Below are 26529 nucleotides of genomic sequence, written 5' to 3'. Positions count from 1 at the left end.
GGGTCGAAGATCGCGCAGCGACGCCGAAGGCGCCCTTGACCCACACCACCGCGACCAGCACCATCACGCAGCCCGGAGACCGCGCCACCACAGTCCCCTCCGCGCAAAACCACATGAGCCGGCGAACCCACCACCCGCGCCCCCGCCGCAGGCGGCAACAGGACAGCCGCCGCGCAGCGGCGACCAATCAACCCACACATCCGACACCAGAGCCGGATAACCCCCCTCGCGTGTGCCGGGCAGATGAGGCGACGGCGAGGGGACTGCGCTCAGTTGTCGTACGCCGCGAGGGCTTCGCGGGCTGTGGCTGCGATTTGCGTGCTGAGGTCCGGTGGGTCGAGGACGGTGGCGGCGCCGCCGAGGCGGAGGACCAGGCGTTGGAGCCAGGCGGTGTCGGCGACGCGGAGTTTGACGATGAGGGAGTTCTCGGGGCCTTCTTCGACGGACTCGTTCGGGTAGTACTCGGCGACCCAGCGAGCCGGCGGGGCGAGCCGGACGGTCGCCAGCAGGTCGCACTCGGACGGCTGGAACATGCCGTTGGAGAGGTCCCGCGGTGTCGCCTCCGGTGGCGGCTCGCTCGGGAGGTCGAGGAGTTTGGCCGCGGCGATCCGATCCAGCCGGAACAGCCGGACGTCCTCGGCCAGCCGACACCAGGCCTCGAGGTAGGTGCGGCCCTCCGACACGACCAGGCGCATCGGGTCCACGTCCCGCTCGGTGGTCTCGTCGCGCGAGGGGACGTCGTACGTGAGATGCAGCCGCCGCTTCCCGGCGAGCGCCCGGTTGACTGTCTCGGCGATCTCCGGATCGGCCGGCTCGACGTGCACATGCGCTGCTGCGCCCTCGCTCGCCGCGGCCGCCTCCCCTGCGGCCCGCTCCAGCTTGGCGATCGCGCGGTCGACCGCGTCCCGATCGGCTCCGGCCGTCACCTCCCGCAGCGTCCGCAGCGCGGTCAGCAGCGCGAGCGCCTCGTCCGCGGCCAGTCGCAGCGGTCGCGCCAGGTAGTCCGCGTTGTTGAGGTGGATGACGCCGTCGCCCTCGGCCGCCTCGATGTCGATCTCGATCAGATCGCCCATCTGCGCGCCGGGCAGTCCGCAGAACCACAACACCTTCAGGTCCGCGATGATCTGCTTCGGCCGGACGCCGAACTCCGCCGCCACATCGTCGACCCGGGCTCCGTCGTTCTCCCGCAGATACGGCACCAGTGCCAGCAACCGCTGCACCTGATCCCGAGCGTTCGTCATGCCCCGGCCACCATCCGGAGTCTCCAGAGCACGCCGTCGAGCACGTCTCCCGGGCCCTCGACCACTGCGTTCGGACCGTACGACGCGATCTCCTCGGCGAGCACGGCGGAGTCGGCGTACGGGACCTGCAGGAGGTCCCAGCCCTCCTCGTAGTCCTCGATCGCGTTCGCCCGGCGCCGCAGGCTGACACACGTCCCGGTGCGGACCCGGATCTTCGCCTCGGACGTCGGCCGCGGCGGTCCGAGCTCAGACACGAGTGACCGGAGGTCTGTCCCCTCCGGCACCACGAACGCGCCTGGCTCGCCGACCGTCTTCACGTTCCCACCGATCCGCGACATCCGGAACATGCGGGTGGCCTGACGGTCCAGGTCCCGGCCGACGACGTACCACCGACCGTGCCAGGACACGATGCCCCAGGGCTCCAGAGTCCGTGTCGTGGACTCGGTCGCGCCGCTGCGGAGGTGCTGGAACTTCACCACCGTCCGGCTGACCACAGCCGACCAGAGTGGGTCGAAGGCCGGCTCTGACGCGCCGACGTGCGGCTCGATCGCGCTCAGGGCGGACTGGTCGGTCTGGATGCCGGCCGCCTTCAGCTTGAGCACCGCAGACGTTGTGGCCTCGGCCAGACTGGCGTGCTGCCAGACCCGGGCGGCAACGCCCAGTACGGCGGCCTCGTCCGGCTCGAGGTGGACCTCGGGCAGCTCGAACACGTCCCGGCGGATCCGGTAACCGACCTCGTCGGAGAAGAACTTGTCGATCGTGCCCATCTCGATCGGGATGCCGAGATCGCGCAGCTCGTCCTTGTCCCGCTCGAACATCTTCTCGAACGCGTCGTCGGTCTGGCCCGCGTACCCCTCGACGACCTCGCGGATGCGTTCCTTGGTCACGTAAGTGCGCGCGACAAGGAGGCAGATGACCACATTGAGCAGTCGCTCACTCTTCCGCGCCGACACCCGACCACCTTACGGCCTTTCGGCGTCAATACCCGCCCTGCCGCACCGAAACCTTCGAACACGGGTTCGAGGCTCTCGACGAGGCGCTAACCTCGCTGGGTGATTCGGTGGCGAGATGGTGTGGTGAGTGCGGTTGGGCGGACGTGGGCCGGGGCGGTTGAGCTGAGTGTGACGGTCGGTGCGCAGACTGTGCGCGCTCTGGCGTATCCGGAGCTGGTTGGTACGCCGGCGGCCGGTGACCGGGTGCTGCTCAACGTCGGAGCGCTGGATCGGGGTCTGGGCACGGGCGGGTACGCGCTGGTGGTCGCCGTACCGGATCGACTGCCTGCGGACCCGCCGGAGCACGGTCACCTGGTCAAGGCTCGGTATACGCCGTTGCAGGTGATGGTGATGGGTGCGGACGAGCAGGATTCGCCCGATCACGACGTACTGCGGGATGCAGACGACCTGTTCGGTACGCCGGTGGTCGTGGCGGACCTGCACTCGGCGCTTCCCGCCGTACTGGCCGGGGTGTACGAGGCGCGCCCGACAACGCGGGTCGTGTACGTCATGACCGATGGTGGGGCGCTACCACTCGCGTTCTCGCGCACTGTGGCGTCGCTGCGGGACAGTGGCTGGCTGAGCGGCACTGTGACCGTCGGACAGGCGTACGGCGGGGACCGGGAGGCTGTGACGGTTCACACCGGCCTGTTGACCGCTGTCCACGTCCTGTCCGCGGAGCTCGTCGTACTCACGCAAGGCCCGGGCAACCTGGGCACGGGCACCCGGTGGGGCTTCTCAGGCGTTCAGTCGGGCGAGGCGGTCAACGCAGTCGGGACGTTGGGCGGCCGAGCCGTCGCATCACTCCGCATCTCCGAAGCCGACCCCCGCCCACGCCACCGAGGCATCTCCCACCACAGCCTCACCGCCTACGGTCGCGTCGCCCTCCACCCCGCAGACGTCGTAGTACCCGACCTCCCCGGCGACTTCGGCGACACCATCCGTGACGCCGCCGAGCCCCTGAAGTCCCACCACCGGGTCGTCCGCATCGACGTGGACGGTTTGTACGACGCTCTCCTGGCCGCACCGGTCAAACTGTCCACGATGGGCCGGGACCTCGATGGGGACCGCGCGTACTTCGAGGCGGCAGCAGCGGCGGGTCGGCACGCTGCTCGACTGGTGGACGTACCTCCACCCGGGGTGGGGTTGCAGTACTCCTGAAACGGGCTGAGGGTGCGGTCACTGTTGGGGTATGACAACGCTTACTCAGGTAGGACAGGCACCTCAGACAGCCCGGGTGGCTACGTCGCTTTGGCTGGTTGCGGTGGGTGCTGGGGTTGTGGAGACCGTGGTCCAAGTGGCTCACGCGCTCGCGGACGGCGACTCGATGTCGTCTCTGGCCGGCCAGATCGCTATCCGGGCGGTCATCTATGGCGCCTTGTTCGTGATCATCGATCGCTACTTCCGGCACGGCGTCCGGTGGTCCCGCTACTTCGTCGCTGGCCTGCTCGGCACGGTCGGCGTGGCTTCACTGGTCTCCGAACCCATCGGCTGGCTGATCAGCAACGGTGACCTCACGACCGTTGACTGGACCGCCACGTCGGTGATCATCGCCGGTCTCCGCACGGTCCACCTGACCGCGGTCCTGACGGCGTTGGTGCTCACCCTCAACCCGCAGACGGCCCGCTGGTTCAACGCGAAAGGCCGGTCTCCCAGGTAGGGAGACCGGCCTCGCTTCAGCTGGTGTTGCTACTGGCCCGTCTGCTTCGGGGCCGGGAACGCGTTCAGGATGTCGATCACCGCAAAGGCGTTGATGGCCTTGCCCTTCTCGTCCTTGGACGGCGGAAGCTCGACCAGGACGCGGCTACCGACGGGGATGCCGGCGAGGCCGTCGAGCGCGCCGGCCTGACCGGTCGCGCTCGGGCCGACCTGGAGCTGGTCGGTCGGAGCGCCGGGCTGGGCCGGGGCCTGCGCGGTGGCGGGCTGGCCGTCCCAGGTGCTGGCCTGCTTCTTACCGGCGTAGTCGTACACGACGTAGCGGCCGATCAGCTGGCTGCCCTTCTCGATCGGCTTGCCCTTCCCGAGGGCAAACACGACCGGCTTGCCCGGCTTCGCGGGCGGCTTGGTCCCGGCCGCGACCGTGACCTTCGGCTCCGCGTTCAGCGGGCCGCTGACGCTGATCTTGGTCGGCGTCGACGGCGTCACCGCCTCAGCGTCCAGCGGGGTGTCGTTGGCCGAGGCGCCGACCAGGTCGACGACGAAGATCAGGGTGTCGTCACCCTTGATGCCGGCCTGCTCGTTACCGGCGGTCTTGTAGCCCTTGTCGGACGGGATCGACAGCATCACCCGGCTGCCGATCTTCTTGCCGACGAGTCCCTCGTCCCAGCCGGAGATGACGCCGCCGACCCCGATCGGGAACGACGACGGCGCACCGCGGTCGTAGGAGTTGTCGAAGACCTTGCCGTCGCGCCAGATCTGACCGAGGTAGTTCGCGGTGAGCAACTCGCCCTTCTTGACCTCCGGCCCGTCGCCCTCCTTGAGGACCTCGGTCACCAGGGTCTTGTCCGGATCACCGTCGCGATGGGTGACGGTCGGCTTCTGTCCGAAGTCCGAGGTCACCTTGATTCCGCCGGCCCCGAACTCGGCTTTCTTTTCGGAGCCACACGCCACCAGGGACGACCCCAGCGCCGCGACCACGACCAGACTCAACAACTTGCGCACGAAACCAGCACCTCGAAACATCCCGACGCGGACCGCGCCGATCGACTCGGACGCCCTCTCGGGGCAACAACGCGGCCCACCCTAGCCTGCGGGCCCAACCACACCAGCGTCCGCCCGCGTCACCGTTGCATCACACCACGTACGGTCACCGCGCTCAGAAGCCGACCGCGTTGTGCGGAGCGCGATCCTGTCGCAACAGCACGTCCAGTCGTCCTGAGGCGCCGGGAGCATGCGCAGTGATGCGGCCCGCGTGGCTCAGCACGGTTGCGCTGACGCCGCCGAGGTAAAGGGAGCCCAGCTCGTTCACCGTGAGGCTGAGGTCCGGTGAGTCCGCGGGCGCCGCCGTACAGACGGCTCCGTCCGGTCCGGCCTCTAGCCGCCAGCGTCCGCAGTTCTCGTCGTACAGGTCGTCCGACACGTCCAGGACCAGGCTGTCGGTGGCGGCGTACGTGCGTGCTTCCAATGCCGCGCGCACGTCGAGAATCCGCAGCCAAAGGTTGTCACGGGTGCGAGTGAGCTTCAGTGCGCGTGGGTTGGTCAGCATCCAGGGCAGTGGCTCGTCGACCGGCCGCCTCGCCGCGACCACCCGCTTGGTGAGGTCGAAGTCGAGCAGCAGACCCCACAGCGCTCGGTACGCATCCAGGGTGAGCGCTTCGAACGCCTCGACCTGCAGCACGCCTGCGTGCTCCGGATCCGGCGACCACGGCAGCCGGAACGATGCGGCGCCGTCCACCTGTCCGGCGGCGGACCGATGCAGGAGGTGGTGCGCTGGTCCGGAGCCGTCGGCTGGAAGTCCTGGGGTGGCGTCCCACTTCCCGGGGAGCGGACTGATCTCCCCGACGCGCACTGCGCGCACCTGCTCGTGCAGCACCGGCCAGACCTCAGCGGCGACCGCGCTGTCCACTAGTTCAAGCGATCCCGGGTCTGTGAAGTCTGCCCTGAAGGTTGCGTCCGTACGGCGAACCTCCCAGCGGTGCTGGAACGTCGCCGGCGAGAACCCGTACCGTCCGTAGATCGTGCCCTCGCTGGCGCTCAACCCTGCGACGAACTCACCGCGCTCGCGGCAGTCGTCGAGCATCGCGGTCATGATCTTCCGCAGCAGACCGCGTCGCCGGTACGTCGGGAGCACGCCGGTCGAGGTGACTCCACCGAGCCGGACCTGCCGCCCGCCGGGCACTGTGAGCTCGACGGAGACGATGGCTGAGCCGCCGGCGATCTTGCCATCCACGAAGGCAGCCTGCGGACGGATCCAGTCCGCTTGCAGCTCTTCGGCGTACCGCTGGAGGTCGTTTGCGGTCGCCGGCACCTGCGGCGGCCAGGCCGCGCGCCCGGCGTACCAGGCAGACGGCTCCGGTTCCTCCTGCGGAAGGCCATTCACATACGGCAGAACCGACAAGTACTCCGCCGACTCCGCGAACGTGATCGGCCGAATCTCAACAACCATGCCGAAGTTCTATGCGTGAACCGGTTGCTCAGGCACTTGATTTAGCTTCTGCCTACATGCTGGCGATGAGTTTTTCGACTCTTTCGTCGTGGGACTTGAAGGGGTCTTTGCAGAGGACGGTCCGCTGGGCCTGGTCGTTCAGCTTGAGGTGGACCCAGTCGACGGTGAAGTCGCGGCGGCGCTCCTGTGCGCGCTTGATGAACTCTCCGCGTAGCCGGGCCCGTGTGGTCTGCGGCGGCACCGACTTCGCCTCGAAGACGCGCAGGTCGTCGACGACCCGCGTGACCGCTCCACGCCGCTCGAGCAGGTAGTACAGACCGCGCGGGCGGTGGATGTCGTGGTACGCCAGGTCGAGCTGCGCGACCCGCGGACTGGCCAGGCCGAGGTTGTTCTGCTGGCGGTACCGCTCGATCAGCCGGTACTTGATCACCCAGTCGATCTCGCGCTCGATCCCGGACAGGTCGCCGGACTCGATCGCCTTCAGGCAGCGCTCCCACAGGTTCAGCGCCCGCTCGACGGCCGGCGTACCGAGCTCGCGGCGGTCGACGAAGTCTCGCGCCTTGTTCAGGTACTCGCCCTGAATGTCCAGTGCGCTGGCCTCGCGGCCGTTCGCCAGGCGGACCTCACGGCGCCCGGTCATGTCGTGGCTGATCTCGCGGATCGCGCGGATCGGGTTGTCCAGGGTCAGGTCGCGCATCACGACGCCGGCCTCGATCATCCGCAGGACCAGGTCCGTGCTGGCCACCTTGAGCAACATGGTCGTCTCGGACATGTTCGAGTCGCCGACGATCACGTGCAGCCGGCGGAACCGCTCGGCATCCGCATGCGGCTCGTCGCGGGTGTTGATGATCGGCCGGGACCGCGTGGTCGCGCTGGAGACGCCCTCCCAGATGTGCTCGGCCCGCTGGCTGACCGAGTAGACCGCGCCGCGTGGCGTCTGGAGCACCTTGCCGGCGCCGCAGATCAGCTGCCGGGTGACCAGGAACGGGATCAGCACATCGGCCAGCTTGGCGAAGTCCCCGTGCCGGCTGACGCAGTAGTTCTCGTGGCAGCCGTAGGAGTTGCCGGCCGAGTCGGTGTTGTTCTTGAACAGGTAGACGTCGCCGAAGATGCCCTCGTCGTGCAACCGCTTCTGGGCGTCGACGAGCAGACCCTCGAGGATCCGCTCTCCGGCTTTGTCGTGCGCGATCAGGTCCGTGACCGAATCGCATTCGCCCGTCGCATACTCCGGGTGGGAGCCCACGTCGAGGTAGAGCCGTGCCCCGTTGCGGAGGAAGACGTTGCTGCTCCGCCCCCAGGACACAACCCGCCGAAACAGGTACCGAGCCACCTCGTCCGGGGTCAGTCGGCGCTGACCGCGGAATGTACAGGTGACGCCGTACTCGTTCTCCAGACCGAAGATTCGCCGGTTCACATCACCCACACTACGGCGCCGCTCCGACAACCGGGCCATGTCTCAGGCGCGCCGTCCTCCGGCGTTACCCCTTTGATGTCAACCAACGAGGGTTGGACGGGTGCCCAAACCATCGGGTGGATCTTCGGGTGGAGGTCTGTCCGACAGTAGTGATCGAACCGATTGTGGCTGCCAGCGTGCTGGTTATGAGGAGACGAACCTTCATCACCGCCGCCACATCACTAGCCCTACCACTCGCCTTTCGACCCGCCTACGCAGGTGCAACCGGGCTGACTCTCGGACTGCCCGCACCGACCGGACCACACCACATCGGTACGACGACGCTCGCCCTGACGGACGTGCACCGATCTGATCCCTGGAACGGCGCCAGCGCCCGGGAGCTCGTGATCACGCTGTACTACCCGGCGAGCGCCGTACGCGGCTATGCGCGTGCTCCACAGCTCACACCCGCCGCAGCCGGGGTGTTCAAGGGTCTCGACGCCGGACTGCTTCATCCGGAGCTACCAACCAGCGGAGTCGACTGGGCGGCCACCATGACTCACTCGTACGTCGACGCACCGGCGCTCCCGGGACGTCGCCCGGTGCTGCTGTACAGCCCCGGCGGTGCGGACCCACGGACGGTCGGGACGTCGGTGGCCGAGGACCTGGCCAGCCATGGGTACGTCGTACTGACGATTGATCATCCTGGTGAGGCGAGTGAGGTCGTGTTCCCGGACGGACGCCTGCGGGTGATCGAGATGCCACCGACGACGCCGACCGATCCGGTGCTGTCGCGGTTGATGATGTCGACACGGTTCGACGACCTGCGCTTCGTACTCGATCGGTTGCCGGACCTGCCGGTTGCCGTCGACGAGCGGCGAATCGGGGTGTACGGACATTCGGCCGGCGGCGCGACCGCTGCGGTCGCGCTTGACGACGTCAGGGTGCGGGCAGCCGTCAATCTGGAGGGCTACCTGGACACGCTGGACGGTGAGCTCTATCCGATCGCTCAGCACGGGACACGGAAGCCGCTACTGCTGGCCGGGACGGACGGGTTTCGGGACGCGCGCTTTGATCGGAGCTGGGCGGCGCTGATGTCGCATGGCGGACCAGTCCGGCGTGTCCAGTTCGCCGACGCCAACCACTGGGTCTTCACCGACTACGCCGCGCTCACACCCCAACTGCAGTCAGCTGGGCTGGTCTCACCGACAGCTCGCGCGCACCTGATCGGGAGTGGGTCGCGTGGCGTCCCCGCCGTACGAAAGCTGGTCCGTACCTTCTTCGCACACGCCCTAACCTTTCGCGTGTAGGCGGCATCTAGCTGAGGAACAGAGTCGCTGGTTCTGAGGAGACGCGGATGACCAGACTTCGCAGGACGGCGGGGCTGGCGGGTATTGCGGTGCTCGCGGCGACGCTGGTGCCGGGGGTGGGGTCGGCGCAGGCCTCCGCGAGCGCCGCCTGCTCGGTCACGCTCGGGGCGGTCACCGCCGCGGGCGATCACCAATGGCAGGCAGTCCGGGCGACCAGTCCGGTCTCGGTGAGCCAGACCGTCGTCGAGCCGACTGGACTGTTCCCGGCGGGCAATGTGGGGTTGGCGACCGGGCTCGGGTACGAGCAAGATCCGCCGGCGGCGTGGGTGTATCGGGGCTATGTGACGATCGCGACCGATCTGTACGCGTTCAACTATGCAATCGACGACTCCACCGGGCAGCTCGACCCAGGGTCGTATACGCAGCGAAAGGTCGGCGGTGGCTGGACGTCTGACTACACGTACCTGGAGGAGTCGCGGGTCTGGCAGCGGACCACCACCTATGCGCTGCGCGGCGACGTCATCACCCGGTGGACCGTTGAGCAGGGTGCATGGCGCAACAAGACGACGTACGGCGGGTTCTCGGCGGTGAAGACGATGACTCTGATCAGCCAGACCGCCACCTACGACTCGTTCCTCGCGACAACGCGGGGTGGGGCGCTGTACACGATCCGGATCCCGCTGAGCGGCAGTCCGGTGGTCAAGAAGGTCCGTGCGTCCACCTGGCAGAGTTTTGAGGCGCTGGTCGCGGTCAGGTGCGGCAACCAGAGCACTCTGCTGCTCGGCATCGACAAAGACACCCACAGCGGCTACCTGTACGCCGTCGGCCACGCGAACGGCACGTCGACAGTCATCAAGGGACTCGGCAAGGCACCGACCAGCTTCACCGACAAGACGTACTTCCGCTACTACGGCGCCGACTCCGACGTCCCCCGCCTGTACGGGGAGTGACCCGAGACGAACCCTGTAGCTGGATTGTTGGGGGTGGCGTGGGCCCAACCGGTTGTTAGTTGGCGCGTAACCAACCAACTGTCTGGTTAGTTGCGTTGTCCGTCAGTGTGTCGATTCGGGCTGGTCGGAGGGGTCGTGGCGTCGACCTTCGCGGTCTGTCCAGCCGGCGGTGTCGGACTCGGAGCCGACCTCGGCGACGTGCCATACGACGCTTCGAATGCCGGGGCGGTCGACTGCGCCCTGGTCCAGCATCGCCTGGTGGTAGCTGCGCGCATCCGCCTCGTTGTCGTACACCTGGATCATGTGACCATCCATGGTCCAGGTGCCGTGCACGAAGCCGGACAACGCGATCTTGCTCGACGCCATCAGCGACAGCTGGTCACGCAGTCCCTCGATCAACTCCGGATCGATGTCCCACACCCCGATGACCGCCCACATCGTGACCTCCCCTGGTCGGCACTCAGTGTGGACCTTCGCGGTCGATGGTGTCGAGGAGCCGACTCCGTCGTACCGGCGCGGGTTTCTGCTGGCCGGCTGCGTTCTACAGGTCGACGAGGTCGAGGAGTTGGCCTAGTTCTTTGGAGTCCAGCGGGCGCAGTTCGCCGGTGTGCAGGTTGCCCCGCCGGACCGGTCCGATGGCGGTGCGGGTGAGGCGTTTGACCGGGTGACCGACCGCGTCGAACATGCGGCGGACGATTCGGTTGCGGCCTTCGTGCAGGGTGATCTGGATGAGCGTGCGGCCGCGGATACTCGACATGATCTTCACGGTGTCCGCTCTCGCCGGGCCGTCCTCCAGCTTGACGCCGTCGAGCAGTTGGCGGAGCACTCCGGGCTTCACATTGCCGTCCACTTCGGCGACGTACGTCTTGGAGACCTCGTACGACGGGTGCGCGAGCCGGTGTGCGAATTCACCGTGGTTGGTGAGCAGCAATAGGCCCTCGGTGTCGGTGTCGAGGCGTCCGATGTGGAAGAGGCGCTCCTCGCGATCCTGCACATAGTCCGAGATGTTGGGGCGGCCTTGCGGGTCGGCCATGGTCGTGACGACGCCGCGGGGCTTGTTCAGGACGAGGTAGACGTGAGCGCTGACCGGTGGGATCCGTTCGCCGTCCACCCGGATGATCGAGACCTCCGGGTCCACGCGCTTCCCGAATTCGGTCACCACGGTCCCGTCCACCTCGACACGACCCTGCTCGATCAGAATCTCCGCGTTCCGCCGACTAGCCACCCCAGCCTGCGCCAACACCTTCTGCAACCGAATCCCGCCGTCATCCTCCATGCCGCTCCCCCACCCTCAAATCCCCATCAATCCCCGCACCCGAGCCCCCATCGCCAGCGTCATCCACAGCCAGCGCACCCAGCTCAGCCGCGTCGCCCTCGGTGCGCACATCCGCATCAATCCCACCGTCCGACTCATCCTCATCGGAATCGCCCGAGTCCCCGGCAGCATTTTCGTCGCCGACACCGAGATCCGCGTCGATCCCAACACCAAATCCGCCCCCGCCCGAATCACCCGCGGCAACCTCGTCATCGGCGCCCAGATCCGCGTCGATCCCAGCAGCGGAGTCGGCACCATCCGAGCCGCCCGCAGGAAGCCCGTCATCGGTGCTCAGGTCTGCGTCGGTGCCGGTGTCGAGCTCGGCGGCGTCGTCCGTGAAGGCTTCGTCGGTGTTCGGGGCACTTGGCTCGGGCTCGCTCGGCTCCTGGGGTGATTCGGACTCGTCCGCGGCAGGCTCGTCGGGGGGCGTCGTACTGGGGTCTTCTGGGGTGGGTTGGGGTGGGAGGGCTTGGGCGGCCAACTCCTCTTCGATGTCGTCCATGTCGGGGAGGTAGGGGGCGAGTTCGGGGAGGTCGTCCAGGGACTGCATGCCCATGCGTTCGAGGAAGTACGACGTGGTGCGGTACAGCGTCGCCTGGGACTCGGTGTCGGAGCCGGCTTCCTCGACGAGGCCGCGGGCGATGAGCGTACGCATGACGCCGTCGACGTTCACACCACGGATCGCGGAGACCCGCGCGCGGCTGACAGGCTGCTTGTAGGCAACGACCGAGAGGGTCTCCAGCGCGGCCTGCGTGAGACGTGCCTGCTGTCCGTCGAGGATGAAACGCTCGACGTACGTCGCTGCCTCTACGCGGGTGTAGTAACGCCAGCCACCACCCACCTCCCGCAGGTCGAACCCACGTCCCTGCTCGGTGTACTCCTCAGCCAACGTCCCCAGCGCCGCAGCCACATCACCGGTCGCGCGGCCCACTGCGCGAGCCAACGTCAGAACCGGCAGAGGCTCGTCCGTCACCATCAGGATCGCCTCGAGCGCCCGCCGCATCGTGTCGTCATCAATAACAACCTCATCCCCCACCGGCACCTCAGTCTGCCCCGGCGGCAGATGATCCTCATCCAGCTCACCCCCAGAAACCCCACCCTCCTCCACAGCCTGGTCAGCTTCCGCAGGCAGCTGGTGCTCCGGCAGCTCGCTGGTGCTGGGCTCCGCCGGCTCGTCGTCGGTGAGCTGGGCTTGGCTTGCCGGCGTGGTGTCGGCGTCACCCGCCTCGGCGTCCGGGTCGGTGTGATCCGTGGGACTGGCCTCGGGTTGGGTTTGCGTAGCCTGTTGAGTTTCGGTTGAGGGCTGGGGTGATGCAGCCTGCTCGGGTTCGGGCCGCGGCTGCGCTTCCGGCAGCTCGCTGGTGGTGGCGTCTGGGGTGGCGGGGTCCAGGGTGGGGTGGGGGTGGTCGGTCACTGGGCCGCCGTTTCGGGGTTGGGGTGGGAGGGGGCGTCCTCTGCGGTCAGGGTTTCGCCGGGCTCCAGGAAGTCGGTTTCGTCGGAGACGGTGGGGGCTTCGCCTTCCTCGGACGGTGGGGCGGGGAGTTCGTCGAACTCGTCGGAGACGTCGATCTCGCCCTCGTCGGTGCCGGTCCAGCGGATGGTCAGTTCGCCCAGGGGTGTCATCTGGTCGAAGGTGACGGCGGCTTCGCGGAAGAGCTCCAGCAACGCCAGGAACCGGCAGACAGTGGTCACAGTGTCAGGCGAATCGGACACCAGCGCGCGGAACGTCGTACTGCGTTGACGCCTCAACCGGTCAACGATCACCAGGGCCTGCTCGCGAACGGTCACAGCCGGCGCGTGCAAGTGCGCCAGCGAGACGCCCTCGGGCACGTTCACCTTCGGCGCCATCGCACGTGCCGCCAATGCGGCCAGCCCAGCGGGGTCGATGCCGAGCAGCACCTCCGGCAGGAGCTCCGCGAACCGCGGCTCCATCCCGACCGATCGCGGGAAGCGACGAGCCTCGGCCGCCATCCGCTCCTGCACCAGCGCCGCGATCTGCTTGAACGCCCGGTACTGCAACAGCCGCGCGAACAACAGGTCCCGCGCCTCCAGCAGCGCGAGGTCCTCGTCGTCCTCGACCTCACCCTTGGGCAGCAACCGCGCCGCCTTCAGGTCGAGCAGCGTCGCCGCGATCAGCAGGAACTCCGACGTCTGATCCAGGTCCCACTCCGACCCCAGCGCCTTGATGTGCGCGATGAAGTCGTCCGTGATCACCGACAACGCGATCTCGGTGATGTCGAGCTTGTGCTTGCTGATCAACTGCAGCAGCAGGTCGAACGGCCCCTCGAAGTTGACCAGGTGAACGCTGAATCCCTTGCCCTCGGCAACAGCCGGGCCATCGCCCGGCGGCAGGTCCAACGGCAACGATTCAGGTACCACGGTCACTCCGACGCCTTGAGCCGCCGTACCAGCACGGAGTCCGGCCCGTGGTCGACGAAGTCGGCCAGCAGCACGTCGATCGCCTCCCGGACGATCCGGCCGCGGTCGGCGTTCAGGCCGTGTTCCTCGCGCAGTGCGAGTCTGGTTTTCTCCAAGCCGATCAGCTCTTCTTCGGTCACGTACACGGTGATCTTCGTGTCGTGCCGAATCCGGCCACTGGACTTACGGTCCTCGGCGACGGCCGTGCGCGAGCGCACGGAAGCCGATGAGGGTCCGTCAGTGGTGGCGCGCTTCTCGGGTTTGGTCTGCTGGGGTGCCGCTCCCCCGAAGAGTTCGCTGGCACCCGGCAGGCTCACCCGGCGGGACAACGCGCGAGCACCTCCTTGGCAAGATCGCGGTACTGGTGCGCCGCGGACGAGGACGGGGCGTACGTCGTGATCGGTTCGCCGACGACCGTGGTCTCGGGGAACTTGACGGTACGCCGGATGACAGTGTGGAAAACGCGTTCGTCGAAGGCCTGCACGACCCGGTCGAGCACCTCGCGGGCATGCGTCGTCCGCCCGTCGAACATGGTGCCGAGGATCCCGACGATCTCCAGCTTCGGGTTCAGCCGGTCCTGCACCTTGCCGATCGTGTCGGTCAGCATGGCCAGGCCGCGGAGCGCGAAGAACTCACACTCCAGCGGTACGACGATGCCGTTCGACGCGGTCAGCGCGTTCACGGTGAGCAGGCCGAGCGACGGAGCGCAGTCGATCAGGATCACGTCGTAGTTCGGGATGATCGGCTCGAGCACGCGCTGCAGGGTGTACTCGCGGGCGACCTCCTGGACCAACTGGACCTCGGCCGCGGACAGGTCGATGTTGGCCGGCAGCAGGTCGAGGTTCTCCACGCGGGTCGGCCGGATCACCTCGTCCGGGGTGATGTCGCGCTGCATCAGCAGGTTGTAGACCGACAGCTCTAGGTCGTGCGGCTGCACGCCGAGCCCGATCGAGGCCGAGCCCTGCGGATCGAAGTCGATCAGCAGCACCTTGCGGCCGGTCTCGGCGATCGCCGCGCCGAGGTTGATCGTGGTCGTCGTCTTGCCGACGCCACCCTTCTGGTTGCACATCGCGATGACTTGGGCCGGCCCGGTCTTCGTCGGCGGTTTCGGCTCCGGCAGATCCGGCAGCGGCCGGCCTGTCGGTCCGATCTTGTTGCGCGGGCCGTCATTCACAGGTGCAAGGTCCTCCGCGGTGAGCTTGGCCGTCGGCTTCGGCATCTCCGCATAGTTCTCGGGTGGGGTCAGGCTCCGCTGCGGCGTCGCCGGTGCGGGCGGTGGGGTCACCGGTGGGGTGGTCGGCCGGGCCGGCTCCGGTGCCGGCGGCTCAGCCGCGACGTGCCCCAGAGAGTGGCCCAGTGATTGACCCAGCGAGTTACCCATGGAGTCACTCGGTGCGTGACCCAGCGTGTGCCCAGGATTGTGTTCGGTGCCCGGGAATGTCGACTCGTTCATGACTCGTCAAACCTTTCAACCGATACGGGCGATCCCAGCGACTGTAAGCGTGCATTCAAGCACTCTCAACCAGCCACTCCGCAGCGGGGTGGGGCTGTTTGTCGACAAAGCTCCGAACCGGCTCGATCACCCTGGCGAGGTGACGAACCGTAGTCAAATGATCGCACACCGTCCTTGAGGTAACGCACCGGGGTTCACGACGTACGCCGCGAATCCAGCTGATGGTACGACGCGAACCACACCAGTACGGCGAACGCCACGACGGCCAGTGACCATCCGGGCACCAAATGACCCAGTACGCCGGCCAGCACGGCAACGACCGTACTGGGGAGGACCCACCCCAGGTACCACCGCAGTGGGGCTCGTCCGGCCAGTCCGGCGAACACACTGGTCAAGAAGTAGAGCGAGAGCCCACCGAAGATGTACCAGCGATCCTTGGCGTGCAGGTGCTCCGCGGCCTCCGGAATCAGCGCACCGAGGCCGGCTGCGATCGCAACGATCGCAGCGGTCACCCCGAGGTGTGCTGGGAGCGCCTGCCACGGCTCGAGCGGTTTGGTACTCGGCGGGGCCGGAGTGAAACCGGACTCCGTCGTCACTCGCCACAGCCGGACCAGCAGCCAGAACGCTGCCAGCGATGCGATGACCACATCCGGGGTCCAGTCGAGGTTCGTATTCGCGGTGACCACCTGGGCCAGTGCTTCGCCGAGCACGATGATCACGAACAGCCCGAGGCGTTCGCTGAGGTGACCGGTCTGCACCTTCGCTACCGAGATCAGCGTCGGAGACGGGTCCGGGAGCCGCTCCGGCGAGACGCCACGACGGATGAGCTCGGCCAGGCGGGCCGAGTTCCGCTCGTCTTCCCTCTCCTGCCGCCGCCGGGCCTGCAGAGTCAGCCGCTCGACCGTCCGAGGGCTGCGCGCGCCAACCATCGAGAACGCGATGTCGATCGCGATCGCGAAACCCCACAGGATGTACGCGGCCGTCGGCGGCACGAACAGCGAGACGACCCAGGGCGTCGCCGCGACGGTCTGGGTGGCGGGCCAGAAGGTGACCACCTGCCCGTCCCGCGCGGCGGATCGGGACGCCATGCCGCGACAGATCAGGAAGGCGATGACGAACGCCGCCGTACGCCCCTCGGGCGGGTGATGCTCCCCCGGCACCAACTCCGGCCACACACCCGGCGCGGCAGCCGCCATCACCCCGATCCCGAACATGGTCCGCAGTACGGCGCGCTGCCGGGTCCGCTCCCCCGCGACGTTCGCGTACACGCTGGTGGTCGTCCACACGCTCCACACCGCGTAGTACAGCGCCGCACACGCAGCGATCTGCCCCACACTCTCGGCCCCGTGCAACCGATGCGAAATCTGCGCCGCCGCAGCCACCACAGTCAGATCGAAAAACAACTCCAACCAACTGGCATGCCGCTCCTCAGCAGCCGTCTGCTCACTCACGCCAAGCAGACTAAAGGCAGAGCGGAGCTAGTACGTGTGTCCGTCCGACTTGTCCGAACGTGTCACGGACTTTGACGTGTCCTGCTGACCCAGCACCGCTCCCAGCGCGCTCGACTCCGCATCGGTCAGCGCCGGGTAGGCCGATCGGGAGCCCGCCGGAGCCATCCCGGCGGATGCCTGCGCCATCGTCGCGTCGAGAGTTGGGTCCGGCCGGGACACCTCGATCCCGTGGCGACTCGCCGTGGCAACGCCTGCCTCGATGATCCGTCTCCCGACCACCTCCGGAGCGAGATCCTGCTTCTTGTCCGGGTTGCCGTAATAGGTGCTGAACTCGTCCTGCATGGCGTGCTTCACCGCTGCCCGCGGCTCCCGCCCGTCCTGATCAGCCTGCGCCAACGCCTCATCCGAAATCAGCAGCCGGCTGACAGTCCCCCACTGGTCGCCGTGACCACCCGTGGAACACAGGAGCTGCACAACCTCGTCCTCCGACCGACCCGTCCGCTCAGCGACGGCAGCTGTCAGTCCCTCGACCATCGGGCCTTCGAAGCGGTCCGACGGCGGCAGCTCGATGCCCGCGATCGCGTCCGCGATACCGAGCTCCTGAGCGAGTTCGGATTTCACCCGCCCAACCTCGGACAGTGCGGCGCCGTTGCGTAGCGAGTCCTCGGGGGAGCGTTTGCTTGTCCGAGGATTGTCGCGACGAACACCGGCCCAGTGCTTGAGCTCTTGGTCGAAATCGGCCGCGAGCCGGGTGCGGTCTTCGAGCCGCTCGCTACCCGCTGGTGCGTTCCGGAGCCGCTCCGCCTCCGTCGCCCAGCGCTGGAACTGGCCCACCCGCTGCGTCTGGTCCTCCGGGAACGCACCCAGCACTCGCACCGCCCCAGCGAAACGGGCGGTGCGCTGCCGCTCCAGCGCGAGTGGCGCCGCGAGATCCTGAGCGTCCGGCTCGATGACCGCCGCTGCGGCGTAGAAGACCCTCGAAGCGTCGCCGGCCGCCTGACCTTCGTGAACGAAGCCTGGGCCGTCCTCCGCGGACACGCTGATTCGCGATCCGTCGTGCAGCACCCGGGTCACTTCCCGGTGGAGATAGTCGTACCTGTTCCCGGCCGGTTCGGCGAGCCGGCGTCGGACGTCTTCGAGCATGTAGGTGGCGACTCGTTCCTGCCACCCATCGCCGGGAGACTCGTCGGCCCGGAGCCCGGCCGCTATGCGCAGCCGGTCGGTGATGTCACCACCGGTGTACGCCGCGATCCGGCGGCTCAGTTGGTCGACGAAGGCCGGGTGGAGGGGCATGGATCGAGTATTAGGGCGGGGTGGGGTCAGGTGTGGAGGGCTCTGGGGTGGGAGGTTGCGTAGACCTCGCGGAGTTTGTCGACCGTTACCAAGGTGTAGACCTGGGTGGTGGTGACGGAGGCGTGGCCGAGGAGTTCCTGGACTACGCGGACGTCGGCGCCGCCGTCGAGGAGGTGGGTGGCGAAGGAGTGGCGCAGGGTGTGCGGGGAGATCTCTTTGGCCACGCCGGCTCGTTGGGCGGCTCGGCGCAGGACGGTCCACGCGCTCTGCCTGGACAGGCGACCGCCGCGGGCGTTGAGGAACAACGCCGGCGTCCCGCGCCCTCGTCGTACCAGATCGGGACGGCCGCGGACCTGGTACGCCGACACCGCCTCGCGCGCGTAGGACCCGACCGGCACGACCCGCTCCTTGCTGCCCTTACCGCGGAGCAGGACCGCCCCCACCTCGAGATCGATGTCGTCGACATCGAGACCGACGGCCTCCGAGATCCGCGCCCCGGTCCCATAGAGAAACTCGAGCAACGCAGCATCCCGGGTCGCCAGTACGGCGGGTTCCGCTTCGGCCCCCGCGGCAGCCGCAAGGATCCGGGTCACCTCGTCCACGGACAGGGCCTTCGGCAACCGTTGGGGTGGCGCGGGCGGCTTCACCGCGGCCGCCGGATCAACGGCCGTCAGCCCTTCCCGCAAACAGAACTTGTGGAACCCGCGGACGGCGACAACCGTCCGGCCGGCCGAGGATGCGGTCAGCGGCGGGTGATCGGCATCGCCTTCCCGCAACCGCATCAGGAAGTCGCTGACCACGGCCTCGGTGATCCGGTCCAGCGAGTCGATTCCGGCGGAGACGAGGTAGGCGTCGTAACGGCGCAGGTCACGCCGGTACGACGCCAAGGTGTTCGCGGCGAGGCCGCGCTCCACCGTCAGGTGGTCGAGGTAAGCACCAACCGCTCGGTTGATGCTCAGACCAGCACCTCGTCGAGCTTCAACTGCGACAGGTCGTGCGCGTCCGCGACCGGACCGTAGGTGACGTGACCGTCGAACGTGTTCAGGCCGAGCGCCAGGCTGTGGTCGGCCTTGAGCGCCTCACGCCAGCCCTGGTTCGCCAGCTCGATCGCGTACGGCAGTGTCACGTTGGTGAGCGCGTACGTCGACGTGTTCGGCACGGCACCGGGCATGTTCGCCACGCAGTAGAACAGCGAGTCGTGCACCTTGTAGACCGGGTCGGCGTGCGTGGTCGGGTGGGAGTCCTCGAAGCAGCCGCCCTGGTCGATCGCGATGTCGACGAGCACACTGCCCGGCTTCATCCGGCGGACCATGTCGTTGGTGACCAGCTTCGGCGCCTTCGCACCGACGACCAGGACCGCGCCGATGACCAGGTCGGCCTCGAGGACCGCGCGCTCGATCTCGTACGCGTTCGACGCGATCGTCAGCAGGTGGCCCTGGTAGATCTGGTCGGCCTGGCGCAGCCGGGCGATGTTGCGGTCGAACAGTTGGACCTGCGCCTGCATCCCGAGCGCGATCGCGGCCGCGTTCATCCCCGCGACACCGGCGCCGATGATCACGACCCGAGCCGGGTGCACGCCGGAGACACCACCCATCAGGACGCCACGACCACCGCCGTTGCTCATCAGGTGGTAGGCACCGGCCTGCGGGGCGAGCCGGCCGGCCACCTCACTCATCGGAGCCAGCAACGGCAGCGAGCCGTCCGGAAGCTGAACCGTCTCGTACGCGATGCCGGTGATACCGGACTTCAGCAGCGCCTGCGTCGTGTCGGCGCTGGCCGCGAGATGCAGGTAGGTGAACAGGACCTGGTCCTTGCGCATCCGGTGGTACTCCTCCTCCACCGGCTCCTTCACCTTCAGCACCAACTCGGCGTCGGCCCAGACGTCGTCCGCGGTCGGCACGATCCGTGCCCCGGCCGCGACGAACTCCTCGTCGGGGATCAGCGACCCGTCCCCGGCCCCCTGCTGGATCAGCACCTCGTGCCCGTTGCGCACGAACTCGTGCACGCCGGACGGGGTGATCGCCACCCGAAACTCGTTGTTCTTGACTTCCTTCGGAACTCCGACCTTCACAACTCGCCCTTCTTTCCCATGTCCAGGTGTGCGGCTCACGACGGTGTGTCCGCGGCCCGGCGGTGAGGGGTGTGCTGCCAGGTCGCTGCCGAGTGTAAGCCCGCGGGGTTCATACCACCCGACCGCATGGTCCTATCGGGTGGAGACTCGCGGAACATTGCCCGGCGGTTCGGTTACACTCCTGTCAGACGCTCCGGCCACCCGTGTCGTTCACCCCGGGATCCCTTTACCTGGCAGGCTTTGCGCAATCTTGACGCAATCTCCATTTCTGTCTTTCCCCCAGTCTCGCACTGCCCGGAAAAGCCATCTTTTCTGCACCTCCGGTACCCGCAACCAAACACTTGAAGGAAGGTTCTGACCTGCCCGCGGGGATCGCGTCCCGCCTTTGACGTGACAACGATCATTGACGGCACTCCCCCGTCACGAGGGATGCTTGCCTGTGGACGACAGGAGCCCGCCCGCTCCCAGTTGCACACTGCGAAATGTGACGACGAGAGGAAGTACGGCGTGGCGGTCGAAATAGGACGGTACGGCGTCTGGCACGGGCCCAGCCATTGGGGTCCGGAGCTGGCAGCCGGACTGGAACAGACCGGGTACGGAGCGTTGTGGCTCGGAAGCTCCCCGGATGCGGGCCTTCGGGACGCGGAGGTGTTGCTCGCGTCAACGACCTCCGTTGCCGTCGGCACCAGCATCGTGAACATGTGGAAGACACCCGCCGCCGCTGTGGCCGAGTCGTACCACCGGCTGGAGGACGAGCAGCCGGGCCGGTTCCTGCTCGGCGTCGGGATCGGTCACCGCGAGCACACGGGCGAGTACAAGTCGCCGTACGAAACGATCGTCGGCTACCTCGACGACCTCGACGAGGCGAAGGTTCCGGTCGAACGACGGGCGCTCGCCGCGCTCGGCCCGAAGGTGCTGCAACTCGCCGGCGCGCGGACGGCCGGCGCACTGCCGTACCTGACCACGCCCGATCACACCCGGGAAGCCCGGCGGGCCCTCGGTGGCGGGGTGTTGCTCGCGCCGAATCAGATGGTCGTGCTCGAGACCGACCCCGAGATCGCCCGGACCACGGCCCGCGAGCGGTTGTCGACGTACCTGCAACTGAGCAACTACACGTCGAGCTTCAAGCGGCTCGGGCTCACCGATGAGGACCTCGCCGACGGCGGCAGCGACCGGCTGGTCGACGCGCTCGTCCTGCACGGCTCGGCGGTCGAGATCGCCGAAGGCCTGAAGGCTCACCTCGACGCCGGCGCCGACCACGTCGCGATCCAGCAACTGGGACACGAAGGCATCGACCTGCTCCCCGGGTACGAAGCCCTGGCAACGGTCCTGGAGTAAGGCGTCTACATCGTGAAGTCGGCGAAGTCGAAGCCGGGTGACACGATGCAGGACACCAGGACATGCTGATCCCCGGCCGGTCGCGCGGCCTGCCACGCGCCGGCCGGGATCACCACCTGAGGTTGTTGCCCTGCGCCCACATCCGGGCCGAGCGTGACCGCGGTGGCCGTCTCCGGCGTTTCGCCGTACTCCAAGGTCAGCGGTCCGCCGGAGTGCCACAGCCAGATCTCGGCCGACCGGACCCGATGCCACTGCGATTCGTCGCCGACGTCGAGCAGGAAATAGATCGCGGTCGCGCTGGCCCGGCTGCCGTCGTACCCCTCCGGTTCGAACTTCACGTCCGAGCGCCACGTCTCCCGGTACCACCCACCCTCCGGATGCGCCTCGAGCCCCAGCAACGTCGCCAATTCCGGCTTCTCCATAGACCCATTGTCGGGCAGAGTGCGGCCCATGACCGACCGACCATCCGAGTACCACCGCAGACTTCCGTACGGCGAGCGCATGTCCGCCGAGCCGTTGCTGGGTCACCCGTTCTTCCCCTTCGAGGGCGACATCCAGGTTGTCCCACTCGCCGAGCCCGTATTGCCCGAGCCACCCCGCCGCGGTGAGACAGGCGGCGAGCCCTGCGGGACGTGCGCCGATCCGGACAAGCTCGTGAGCTGGCGCGACGATCAGTGGCAGCTCAAGCAGGGGTACGCCAGCGGTCTGCCGTTCGTGGCGATCCTGGAGCCGCGGGAGCACTACCGCCTCGACAACCTCCCGCCCGAACTCACAGCGACGCTCGGCCCGATGATCCAGCGCGTGACGAGCGCCATCCGTCGCATCGACAGCGTGGGCCGGACGCATTTCAACCGTTGGGGCGACGGCAGCGAGCACTTCCACCTGTGGTTCCTCGCGCGGCCGCTCGGCATGATGCAGCTGCGCGGCGCGTTCATCGCCGCGTGGGACGACATGCTGCCCAACATCCCCGCTGAGGAGCTGCAGGCCAGCACCCGCCTGGTCGCCGCCGCCCTCGCGGAGGACGGCGGCGAGGCGGTCGAACTACCAGACTCCGAGTGAGCGGGCGATGAGAATGTCGGTCTTGCGGGTCGGCGGACCGTCGACCGGAGCCGGGTCGTCGGCGGTCGGCGTGATGCCACCGGCGGCGACATGGTCGAGGACCTTGAGGCCGAGGCGGTCCACGCTGCCGAAGACCGTGTAGTTCGGCCGGAGGCGCGAGTCACCGAAGACCAGGAAGAACTGGCTGCCGTTGGTGTTCGGGCCGGCATTCGCCATCGCCAGCGTGCCGCGGGCGTACACCTTGCGGGTGCCGGTCGGGTCGTCCGGCCAGTTGGGCAGGTCGGTCGGGAGCTCGTCCTTGTACGAGTAGCCCGGGCCGCCCTCACCCGTTCCGCTCGGGTCGCCGCACTGCAGGACCTTCAAGGTCGGGTACAGCGTGAGCCGGTGGCAGGTCGTGAAGTCGTAGAACCGGCTCTTGGCCAGGTGCAGGAAACTCTGCACCGTGCACGGCGCCTTGGCCCGGTCGAGCGACAGCAGCAACGGCCCCTGGTTGGTGGCGACGAGGACCTTCACGATCCCCTTGTCCGGCGTCCGCGCGGGGTCCGGCGGCAGCTTGACCGGCCGCGCCGGCGGATCGTCGGGCGTTGCCGTGTACCCACACGGACCACTCTTCGGGGCGGGCGCCGCATCCGCGGGGGCGGTCGCGACCAACAAGCTCGCGATCGTCACCGTCGCGGATGCGATCACACTCGTGACTCTCATGATGAGTCCTCTCCGATCAGCCGGTAGCCAGGGTGAAAATCCGCAGATCACGATTCTTCGGAAGAATGATGCTCACCGGGACCTTGGTCAAGGGCACAGGCGCGGTCGCGAAGATATGAGTGGTGACGTTGTCCCGTCCACCACCCGATTCGTTCCGGTACGGCGTGGTCCCGACGATGACGTTTCCGTAGTGCAGAGTGTCGCCGCCTCCGCCGAGAGTCCAGTCGCTGAAGGACAGGTCGATCGGACTCGTCGTACCGTCCGCATACTGCAGCGTCGCCGTTGTCTGCTGATTGCCGTTCACTGCACTGCCGACGAACGACAGCTTGGTCGCACCGGCCGGAACATTCAGGTTCAACAGCTGTCCGTCGGCAGGCACGTTGTCGGGGTCTCCCGCCGGGACGTCGGGCCAGGTGAAGGTCAGGCCGTCCACAGTCTTCACACCACCCGGTGTGAGTCCCGCAGCCGCCAGTGCCTGCCGCGAGTAGCTGACGCCACCACCGTCGAAGTCGGCCTCGGTGTGGTCGCCGGCGTCGTCCGAGATCGCCACGCCCTCACGCAGGACGAAGAACGAGTTCGGCTGACCCACAACGACAGTGAAACCGACCTGCGGCAGTTGCGTACCGTCTGCCGCCTTCATCGCCACGGTGACCGCATAGCGCCCGTCCGGCGTACCCGGTGCGGCGGTGATCGTCACCGGCGCACTCCCCTCGGTGTCAACGGCGAAGGACCCACTGGCTGGTGTCGCAGTCAGACCGGCCGGTGTGGTCACGACGTACGAGACCTGCTGAGCGGTGCCACTGAGCCGGTGTGCCTGCAGCGCGATCGGGGCGCTGGTGGTGCCCGGAGCGATGACTACCCGGCTCGCATCAGTCGACGTCTGGAAGGGGATTTCGCCAGTCCGCCACGACGGCGGTGCGTCCTTGGCCGCCGAGCCCCACGACGTGTTGGCCGTCGTACCGAGCGTGAAGTCCAACGTCCCACCGTGCTGCGCGAACGACTCCGGCAGCCACGGCTTGGTCGTCGTACGCCCGTTCACCTTCAAGGACTGCACGTACGTCGCATCCGCGCCGGGAGCGTTGATCCGGATCGTCTTGCTGCCCCGGTGGATCACAGCGCGCGGGAACAGCGGTGCGGCGACCTGTAGCTCCGCACGGCTCGGTACGTCCGGGTAGAGGCCGAGTGCTGTCCACACGAACCAGGACGACATCGCGCCGAGGTCGTCGTTCCCGGGAATCCCACCGGTGCTGGTGTTCCAGAGCTGGTTCATTGCCTGCCGCAACGTTTCCTGCGTCTGGTACGGGCGGCCTGTGTAGTTGTAGATCCACGGAGTGTTGATCGACGGCTCGTTGTCCATCTCCGCGTGCAGGTCGCCCGATCCGGTCAGCGCCCAGGTGCCATCCGGGTTCTTGAAGAACGCGTCGAGCCGTTGGCGCGCCTCATCCACACCACCCATCGCATCGAACAGTCCGGCTCGGTTGTGCGGAATCATCCACGTGTACTGCGCACTGCTGCCCTCGGCGAACCCGTCACCGGTTGACGGCGTAAAGCCCGGCCATGCGCCGTTGTCGTCCCGGTTCTGGATGTAGCCGCCGTTCTGCGGGTTGAAGACGTTCTGCCAGTACTGCGACCTGGTCAAGAAGGTCTTGTACGTCGACTTGTCGCCAGTACGCTGCGCTAGTTGGGCCAGAGCGAAGTCGTCGGTGGAGTCCTCGAGTGTTTCGACCGCACCGCCCCACGCGTTCGACTTGGTCGGGATATAGTGCAGTGCGAGGTACTTGTCGAGTGACGGCCGCTGTCCGATCGACATGACCGGCTTACCGGCCGAGCTGAGGTCCTTGGCGGTCGGTACGGTCGCAGCCTGCACCAGGGACTTCAGAGCCTTCTGCACGTCAAAGTTCGTGCCACCAAAGGCATAGATGCCCGCAACGGCCGGTGCGGACGGGTCGCCGGTCATCACCGCCGTACTGCCGGCCGCATGCGTCCAGCGGTCCCAGATGCCTCCGTTCTGCGAGGCCTGGTTGAGCAAGGACTGCGCGATGTCACCGGCCTTCTCCGGCTCCAGCAGCGTCAACAGTTGCAGTTGCGACCGATAGACGTCCCACCCGGAGAAAGTGGCGTACTGCGCTTGCTGTCCGCGCGCCAGGTAGTGCGGCTTCTGGTCGAAACCCCAGTACTGACGGTTCACGTCGCTGAACACGTTCGGGTGCAGCAGTGCGTGGTAGAGCGCGGTGTAGAACGTGGTGCGCTGGTCCGTGGTGCCACCGGAGATCTCCACCTGGCCGAGCTGCTTTCGCCAAGCCTGCTTGGCTTTCGCGGCTGTGACTGCCACCGACGTACCGCGTGGGTTCTCCGCGTGCAGGTTGGCCAGGGCGTTGGCGGTGCTCACGTACGAGATGCCGATCCGCATCGTCACCTTGTCGCCGGCGAATCCGACGTACCCACCGGAGCCCTTGTTCGGCGGCATCCAGCCATCGGTCCCGTACGTCGTTCCGCCGCTCGCCTGCGTGCTCCCCGGGGTGACCGTCGTGTCGGTCCAGGTGCCCTGGTTCTTGAACGGCTGGTCGAACTCGGCGACGAAGTGCAGCGTGTAGTAGCTGCGCTGCCCGACGCTGGCGAGGTAGCCGCAGAAGTTGCCGCTGGTGACGGATCCGCTGACCGTGCGCTTGGCCGGGTCGATGCTGAGCTGCGCGTCACTCGAGCCGACCTCGGAGTTCGACGTACGGAAGAGCAGCGTCTTCGCCTTGTCGGCGGGGAACGTGAAGGCGGCCGAGCCGCTGCGGGTGGTCGCGCTCAACTCGGCGGTGGCGCCGGAGTCCAGGCCGACCTTGTAGTAACCGGGCTCGGCGACCTCGTTGGCATGGCTGAACGTGCTCGCGTAGACGTCGTCCTTCGCGTCGCTCTGCGGTGAGGTCGTCACGTCGCCGACGTACGGGAAGATCGGGATGTCACCCGAGCCGCCCGCGCAGCCGGTGCCGCTCATGTGAGTCAGGCTGAAGCCGCGGATCTTGGTGGCCGAGTACAGGTAGCCGCCGGGCGCGGCGGTGCGGTAGGCGTTCCCGCGGCTCGTCTCCGGGCTGAACGAGAACATCCCGAACGGCGTCACCGCGCCCGGGAAGACGTTGCCGGCGTTCGTCGTACCGATCAACGGATCGACGTGCTCGGTCGGATCCACCGAGCTGCTGGTGATCCGGGTCGCGCCATCGGCCGTGGCGGCACGGGAGGCGTCCGCGAGAGGATCCGGCGGAGTAGCTGTGGTCGGTTGGACCGGGCCATCCGATGGAGGCGCCGGGCTCGGCGTGGCATGAGCCGTCGCTGTCAGCCCGAGGGCGAGCGAGAGCGTGGCGGTCAGGACAGCAGTGGTACGGCGGCGCGGGACGGAGCGCGGCATGGGTATCCCCCACATTTCGACGTCGGAACAGGGCGGTGTGACATCGT

At 67.6% G+C, this 26529-nt stretch carries 24 protein-coding genes; 6 read left to right on the top strand and 18 right to left on the bottom strand.

Going from position 1 to position 26529, the window contains the following annotated elements:
• Nucleotides 1-269 precede the first annotated feature (269 nt).
• Nucleotides 270-1241: a helix-turn-helix transcriptional regulator gene (locus tag ACWF4Z_RS36375; RefSeq protein ID WP_452247770.1), complete on the bottom strand. Its 972-nt coding sequence runs from the start codon at nt 1239-1241 to the stop codon at nt 270-272.
• Complete coding sequence (locus tag ACWF4Z_RS36370; protein ID WP_452247769.1) at nt 1238-2194, bottom strand: helix-turn-helix transcriptional regulator; 957 nt, start codon at nt 2192-2194, stop codon at nt 1238-1240. The genes ACWF4Z_RS36375 and ACWF4Z_RS36370 overlap by 4 nt, the downstream gene beginning before the upstream one ends.
• Before the next feature lie 99 nt (nt 2195-2293).
• Here ACWF4Z_RS36370 and ACWF4Z_RS36365 point away from each other — a divergent pair, with 99 nt between their 5' ends.
• Together ACWF4Z_RS36365 and ACWF4Z_RS36360 are read left to right on the top strand one after the other, a co-directional pair.
• Nucleotides 2294-3394: a DUF3866 family protein gene (locus tag ACWF4Z_RS36365; RefSeq protein ID WP_452247768.1), complete on the top strand. Its 1101-nt coding sequence runs from the start codon at nt 2294-2296 to the stop codon at nt 3392-3394.
• Nucleotides 3395-3470: 76 nt separating this feature from the next.
• Nucleotides 3471-3893 (top strand): hypothetical protein, encoded by a 423-nt coding sequence (locus ACWF4Z_RS36360; protein ID WP_452247767.1) that lies wholly within the window; start codon nt 3471-3473, stop codon nt 3891-3893.
• 29 nt (nt 3894-3922) lie between these two features.
• Here the strand turns inward: ACWF4Z_RS36360 and ACWF4Z_RS36355 are convergent, their stop codons facing one another.
• The 3 genes from ACWF4Z_RS36355 to pafA all read right to left on the bottom strand — a co-directional run bounded on the left by ACWF4Z_RS36355 (nt 3923) and on the right by pafA (nt 7752).
• Nucleotides 3923-4894, bottom strand: a complete 972-nt coding sequence (locus ACWF4Z_RS36355; protein WP_452247766.1) for an FKBP-type peptidyl-prolyl cis-trans isomerase — start codon at nt 4892-4894, stop codon at nt 3923-3925.
• Between the two features lie 154 nt (nt 4895-5048).
• Nucleotides 5049-6338 carry a GNAT family N-acetyltransferase gene (locus ACWF4Z_RS36350; RefSeq protein WP_452247765.1) on the bottom strand — a complete coding sequence of 430 codons (1290 nt, stop codon included), beginning with the start codon at nt 6336-6338 and terminating at the stop codon, nt 5049-5051.
• A 52-nt stretch (nt 6339-6390) separates the two neighbouring features.
• Nucleotides 6391-7752 carry a Pup--protein ligase gene (pafA, locus tag ACWF4Z_RS36345; protein WP_452247764.1) on the bottom strand — a complete coding sequence of 454 codons (1362 nt, stop codon included), beginning with the start codon at nt 7750-7752 and terminating at the stop codon, nt 6391-6393.
• 185 nt (nt 7753-7937) lie between these two features.
• Between pafA and ACWF4Z_RS36340 the strand changes: the two genes are divergently transcribed.
• The gene (locus ACWF4Z_RS36340; protein ID WP_452247763.1) at nt 7938-9041 is read left to right on the top strand and encodes an alpha/beta hydrolase; all 1104 of its coding nucleotides are present in this window, start codon (nt 7938-7940) and stop codon (nt 9039-9041) included.
• A 47-nt stretch (nt 9042-9088) separates the two neighbouring features.
• Nucleotides 9089-9991 (top strand): hypothetical protein, encoded by a 903-nt coding sequence (locus tag ACWF4Z_RS36335; protein ID WP_452247762.1) that lies wholly within the window; start codon nt 9089-9091, stop codon nt 9989-9991.
• Between the two features lie 102 nt (nt 9992-10093).
• Here ACWF4Z_RS36335 and ACWF4Z_RS36330 read toward each other — a convergent pair whose 3' ends face one another.
• From ACWF4Z_RS36330 to ald, 10 genes are all read right to left on the bottom strand, one after another.
• Nucleotides 10094-10429, bottom strand: a complete 336-nt coding sequence (locus tag ACWF4Z_RS36330; RefSeq protein WP_452247761.1) for a hypothetical protein — start codon at nt 10427-10429, stop codon at nt 10094-10096.
• A gap of 103 nt (nt 10430-10532) precedes the next feature.
• Nucleotides 10533-11267: a pseudouridine synthase gene (locus ACWF4Z_RS36325; protein ID WP_452247760.1), complete on the bottom strand. Its 735-nt coding sequence runs from the start codon at nt 11265-11267 to the stop codon at nt 10533-10535.
• Nucleotides 11257-12720 carry an SMC-Scp complex subunit ScpB gene (scpB, locus tag ACWF4Z_RS36320; protein ID WP_452247759.1) on the bottom strand — a complete coding sequence of 488 codons (1464 nt, stop codon included), beginning with the start codon at nt 12718-12720 and terminating at the stop codon, nt 11257-11259. The genes ACWF4Z_RS36325 and scpB overlap by 11 nt, the downstream gene beginning before the upstream one ends.
• Complete coding sequence (locus ACWF4Z_RS36315; RefSeq protein WP_452247773.1) at nt 12717-13685, bottom strand: segregation and condensation protein A; 969 nt, start codon at nt 13683-13685, stop codon at nt 12717-12719. Before ACWF4Z_RS36315 ends, scpB begins: the two co-directional genes overlap by 4 nt.
• Nucleotides 13686-13687: 2 nt before the next feature.
• The gene (locus ACWF4Z_RS36310; protein WP_452247758.1) at nt 13688-14053 is read right to left on the bottom strand and encodes a hypothetical protein; all 366 of its coding nucleotides are present in this window, start codon (nt 14051-14053) and stop codon (nt 13688-13690) included.
• Nucleotides 14038-14943 carry a ParA family protein gene (locus ACWF4Z_RS36305; RefSeq protein ID WP_452247772.1) on the bottom strand — a complete coding sequence of 302 codons (906 nt, stop codon included), beginning with the start codon at nt 14941-14943 and terminating at the stop codon, nt 14038-14040. Before ACWF4Z_RS36305 ends, ACWF4Z_RS36310 begins: the two co-directional genes overlap by 16 nt.
• A gap of 428 nt (nt 14944-15371) precedes the next feature.
• The gene (locus ACWF4Z_RS36300) at nt 15372-16628 is read right to left on the bottom strand and encodes a low temperature requirement protein A (protein ID WP_452247757.1); all 1257 of its coding nucleotides are present in this window, start codon (nt 16626-16628) and stop codon (nt 15372-15374) included.
• A 27-nt stretch (nt 16629-16655) separates the two neighbouring features.
• Entirely contained in the window at nt 16656-17921 is a 1266-nt protein-coding gene (locus tag ACWF4Z_RS36295) for a hypothetical protein (RefSeq protein ID WP_452247756.1), read from the bottom strand.
• Nucleotides 17922-17947: 26 nt separating this feature from the next.
• Nucleotides 17948-18880, bottom strand: a complete 933-nt coding sequence (xerD, locus tag ACWF4Z_RS36290) for a site-specific tyrosine recombinase XerD (RefSeq protein WP_452247771.1) — start codon at nt 18878-18880, stop codon at nt 17948-17950.
• Nucleotides 18877-19992 carry an alanine dehydrogenase gene (gene ald, locus ACWF4Z_RS36285; RefSeq protein WP_452247755.1) on the bottom strand — a complete coding sequence of 372 codons (1116 nt, stop codon included), beginning with the start codon at nt 19990-19992 and terminating at the stop codon, nt 18877-18879. Before ald ends, xerD begins: the two co-directional genes overlap by 4 nt.
• Before the next feature lie 507 nt (nt 19993-20499).
• Between ald and ACWF4Z_RS36280 the strand changes: the two genes are divergently transcribed.
• Nucleotides 20500-21330 (top strand): LLM class F420-dependent oxidoreductase, encoded by an 831-nt coding sequence (locus ACWF4Z_RS36280; RefSeq protein WP_452247754.1) that lies wholly within the window; start codon nt 20500-20502, stop codon nt 21328-21330.
• A 5-nt stretch (nt 21331-21335) separates the two neighbouring features.
• Here ACWF4Z_RS36280 and ACWF4Z_RS36275 read toward each other — a convergent pair whose 3' ends face one another.
• On the bottom strand, nt 21336-21752 hold the full coding sequence (locus ACWF4Z_RS36275) for a cupin domain-containing protein (RefSeq protein ID WP_452247753.1): 417 nt from the start codon (nt 21750-21752) through the stop codon (nt 21336-21338).
• Between the two features lie 28 nt (nt 21753-21780).
• Between ACWF4Z_RS36275 and ACWF4Z_RS36270 the strand changes: the two genes are divergently transcribed.
• Nucleotides 21781-22389, top strand: a complete 609-nt coding sequence (locus ACWF4Z_RS36270; protein WP_452247752.1) for a hypothetical protein — start codon at nt 21781-21783, stop codon at nt 22387-22389.
• On the opposite strand, the gene ACWF4Z_RS36265 is transcribed toward ACWF4Z_RS36270, so the two are convergent.
• On the bottom strand, nt 22372-23091 hold the full coding sequence (locus tag ACWF4Z_RS36265; RefSeq protein ID WP_452247751.1) for a peptidylprolyl isomerase: 720 nt from the start codon (nt 23089-23091) through the stop codon (nt 22372-22374). The genes ACWF4Z_RS36270 and ACWF4Z_RS36265 overlap by 18 nt on opposite strands.
• Before the next feature lie 16 nt (nt 23092-23107).
• Nucleotides 23108-26482: a GH92 family glycosyl hydrolase gene (locus ACWF4Z_RS36260; RefSeq protein WP_452247750.1), complete on the bottom strand. Its 3375-nt coding sequence runs from the start codon at nt 26480-26482 to the stop codon at nt 23108-23110.
• Nucleotides 26483-26529 lie beyond the last annotated feature (47 nt).

It is taken from the genome of Kribbella sp. NPDC055071 (assembly GCF_053608045.1).
The sequence above is the reverse complement of the archived record's forward strand: the minus strand, read 5'-3'. Positions and strand labels throughout refer to the sequence as shown.